This window comes from Legionella sp. ST3F1 (assembly GCF_048553315.1).
Lineage (GTDB): Bacteria > Pseudomonadota > Gammaproteobacteria > Legionellales > Legionellaceae > Tatlockia > Tatlockia donaldsonii.
Genome location: NZ_JBLZIO010000041.1, coordinates 1 through 2,973, shown reverse-complemented (window position 1 = coordinate 2,973; position 2,973 = coordinate 1). Strand labels below are relative to the sequence as shown.

Below are 2,973 nucleotides of genomic sequence, written 5' to 3'. Positions count from 1 at the left end.
TCAGGTTATATGGTCAAGACAATCAGCCAATTAGTACGAGTTAGCTTCACGCATTACTGCGCTTCCACACCTCGCCTATCAACGTCGTAGTCTTCAACGGGCTTCATGGGAAAACTCATCTTGAGGGAGGCTTCCCGCTTAGATGCTTTCAGCGGTTATCCCGTCCGAACTTAGCTACCCGGCAATGCGACTGGCGTCACAACCGGAACACCAGAGGTTCGTCCACTCCGGTCCTCTCGTACTAGGAGCAGCTCCTCTCAATTTTCCTACGCCCACGGCAGATAGGGACCGAACTGTCTCACGACGTTCTAAACCCAGCTCGCGTACCACTTTAAATGGCGAACAGCCATACCCTTGGGACCTGCTTCAGCCCCAGGATGTGATGAGCCGACATCGAGGTGCCAAACACCGCCGTCGATATGAACTCTTGGGCGGTATCAGCCTGTTATCCCCGGAGTACCTTTTATCCGTTGAGCGATGGCCCTTCCATACAGAACCACCGGATCACTAAGACCTACTTTCGTACCTGCTCGACCCGTCAGTCTCGCAGTCAAGCACCCTTTTGCCTTTACACTCTTGGTACGATGTCCGACCGTACCGAGGGTACCTTTGTGCTCCTCCGTTACTCTTTGGGAGGAGACCGCCCCAGTCAAACTACCCATCATACACTGTCCTCAACCCAGATTATGGGCCCAAGTTAGAACCTCAATAATAACAGGGTGGTATTTCAAGGTTGGCTCCATGCAAACTAGCGTCTGCACTTCCTAGCCTCCCACCTATCCTACACAGTTATCATCAAAGTCCAGTGCAAAACTATAGTAAAGGTTCACGGGGTCTTTCCGTCTAGCCGCGGGTACACTGCATCTTCACAGCGATTTCAATTTCACTGAGTCTCGGGTGGAGACAGTGTGGCCATCGTTACGCCATTCGTGCAGGTCGGAACTTACCCGACAAGGAATTTCGCTACCTTAGGACCGTTATAGTTACGGCCGCCGTTTACCGGGGCTTCGATCAAGAGCTTCTCCGAAGATGACCCCATCAATTAACCTTCCGGCACCGGGCAGGCGTCACACCCTATACGTCTTCTTACGAATTTGCAGAGTGCTGTGTTTTTAATAAACAGTCGCAGCCACCTGGTCTCTGCGGCCCTCACCAGCTTCGTTATGTAAAACAACTAACCGGCAAGGGCGTACCTTCTCCCGAAGTTACGGTACCATTTTGCCTAGTTCCTTCACCCGAGTTCTCTCAAGCGCCTTAGTATTCTCTACTTGTCCACCTGTGTCGGTTTGCGGTACGGTTTTCTATAAGTTATGGCTAGCAGCTTTTCCTGGAAGCCTGGCATTAATGACTTCTCTGCACCCCGAAAGGTCAGAACCACTTCGCACCTCCGCGTTAATGAGAAACCGGATTTGCCAGGTCTCTCCGCCTACATGCAAGTACCGGGACAACCAACGCCCGGCTCATCTAGCCTTCTTCGTCCCCACTTCACCACTTATAAAAAGTCCAGGAATATTAACCTGGTTCCCATCGACTACGCATTTCTGCCTCGCCTTAGGGGCCGACTCACCCTGCTCCGATTAACGTCGTGCAGGAAACCTGGGACTTCCGGCGAGAAGGTTTTTCACCTTCTTTATCGTTACTCATGTCAGCATTCGCACTTCTGATACCTCCAGCCCACTTCTCAATGAACCTTCATCAGCTTACAGAACGCTCCCCTACCACGTGTATTACTACACATCCGCAGCTTCGGTGTATGGTTTTAGCCCCGTTACATCTTCCGCGCAGGCCGACTCGACCAGTGAGCTATTACGCTTTCTTTAAAGGGTGGCTGCTTCTAAGCCAACCTCCTGGCTGTCTGTGCCTTCCCACATCGTTTCCCACTTAACCATAACTTGGGGACCTTAGCTGGCGGTCTGGGTTGTTTCCCTCTTCACGACGGACGTTAGCACCCGCCGTGTGTCTCCCGTGATTCAATTAGCCGGTATTCGGAGTTTGCATCGGTTTGGTAAGCCATGACAGCCCCCTAGCCGAAACAGTGCTCTACCCCCGGTAATCATTCACGAGGCGCTACCTAAATAGCTTTCGGGGAGAACCAGCTATCTCCGGGCTTGATTAGCCTTTCACTCCTAGCCACACGTCATCCGATAATTTTTCAACATTACCCGGTTCGGACCTCCAGTTGGTGTTACCCAACCTTCATCCTGCACATGGCTAGATCGCCCGGTTTCGGGTCTACTCCCAGCGACTCGCGCCCTATTCAGACTCGATTTCTCTACGGCTTCCTTATTCAGTTAACCTCGCCACTGAAAGTAACTCGCTGACCCATTATACAAAAGGTACGCAGTCACACGTCCGAAAACATGCTCCCACTGCTTGTACGCAAACGGTTTCAGGGTCTATTTCACTCCCCTCTCCGGGGTTCTTTTCAACTTTCCCTCACGGTACTGGTTCACTATCGGTCAGTAAGTAGTATTTAGCCTTGGATGATGGTCCACCCATCTTCAACCAGGATTACACGTGTCCCGGCCTACTTGTTCGTGTGCTTAGTTCCTCTCTCATGCTTCGTATACGGGACTATCACCCCCTTCGGTAAGCCTTCCCAGACTCTTCTACTCGCATAAAAAATAAATCACACCAGGCTCCTCCCCGTTCGCTCGCCGCTACTAGGAGAATCTCAATTGATTTCTGTTCCTTCGGGTACTTAGATGTTTCAGTTCCCCGAGTTCGCTTTCATACCCTATGTATTCAGGTATGAATGACTCTACTCACGTAAAGCCGGGTTCCCCCATTCGGACATCTTTGGGTCAGCGCTCGTTTCCAGCTCACCAAAGCTTTTCGCAGGATTCCACGTCCTTCTTCGCCTCTTACTGCCTAGGCATCCACCGTTTGCGCTTCTCTTCTTGACCATATAACCTGAGTCTCCTCAAAGTCATACAACAACAAAAGACAATACTAATTCGCTTGTGTTACCTC

General features: G+C 51.2%; 1 rRNA gene. It reads right to left on the bottom strand.

Annotation, left to right across the window (positions count from 1 at the left end):
• Positions 1-9: 9 nt before the first annotated feature.
• Positions 10-2,906: ribosomal RNA gene (locus ACN4Z1_RS15835) — 23S ribosomal RNA — on the bottom strand.
• Between the last annotated feature and the right edge of the window lie 67 nt (positions 2,907-2,973).